At 72.0% G+C, this 953-nt stretch carries 1 protein-coding gene; it reads right to left on the bottom strand.

Features of this window, described 5'->3' with window-relative positions; translation table 11 throughout:
* Positions 1-953: hypothetical protein (locus RT323_RS15515; protein WP_313410054.1), on the bottom strand; the 953-nt coding region annotated here is incomplete at both ends.

Below are 953 nucleotides of genomic sequence, written 5' to 3'. Positions count from 1 at the left end.
CACGACTGCGCCACACCCTGCGGACCCGACGTCGTGCCCGCGTTCGTCGACGGCGGGTCCGCCGGCAGGACGGTCGGGTTGTAGGTGCCGGTCGCCGGGTTGCCCTGGCTGTCGGTCACCCGGTACCGCACGGGGGCCTCGGGGGTTCCCTGGAACGCCAGGACGGGAGTGAAGACGATCGCGCACGCGTCGACGGTGTAGGTGCCGACACCGGCCACGACGAGCTCGGTGACCGGGTCGCCGTCGGCGTCGAGCAGCGTCAGGGTCTCCTCGCAGTCGACCGGGAACGTGCCCCGCTCGGGCGTGGGCGACCACTGCTGCGGCTTCCCGCGACGACCCTCACTGGTGCCGTCGTCGGTCGTCGGACCGGTCACGCGGGCGTTGTCCGTGCTCGTGTTGTTGTTCGTGACCGTGGAGCGGTCGGTCACCGCGGCGTTGTTGACGTAGTTGCCCACCGCGGTCAGCGTCTGCGTGTAGGTGAACGTGATCGACTCGCCGTCGTCCAGTCCGGACCCGTCCGCGCGTGCGCACTCCACCGGCGACGCCATCGGGTCACCCACGGCCAGAGGCGTGCCGTCGGCGCGGCAGGTCACGCCCGCCGGGGCGACGAGCGAGGTGATCGTCGTCGCCGTTCCGGGGAGCGTGTCCGTCAGCGTGACGGTGTCGCCGATGGCCATGTCATCGGGACCGTTGTTGGTGACCGCCACGGTCCACGTGGTCAGGCCCGTGTCCTGCGCAGGTCCCTCGGCCGACTTCACGACCCCGAGGTCGTAGTCGCACGGAACCCAGGTCAGCGAGACCGAGCCGTCCGCGCCGACGCCACTGCCGTTGCGCTTGGGGCCGGCCGAGGATGCGATGTCCGTGGCGGCCGCGCCCGCGATCGCCGGTGCGACGTAGCTCGCGCCGCCGCCCGAGACACCGCTCGAGCCGCCCTGCGAGTTCGACAGCACCGT

It is taken from the genome of Aeromicrobium sp., from assembly GCF_032084975.1.
In the GTDB taxonomy this organism is placed as follows: domain Bacteria; phylum Actinomycetota; class Actinomycetes; order Propionibacteriales; family Nocardioidaceae; genus Aeromicrobium.
Note: the sequence above shows the minus strand (reverse complement) of the source record. Positions and strands in the feature narration are given on the sequence as shown.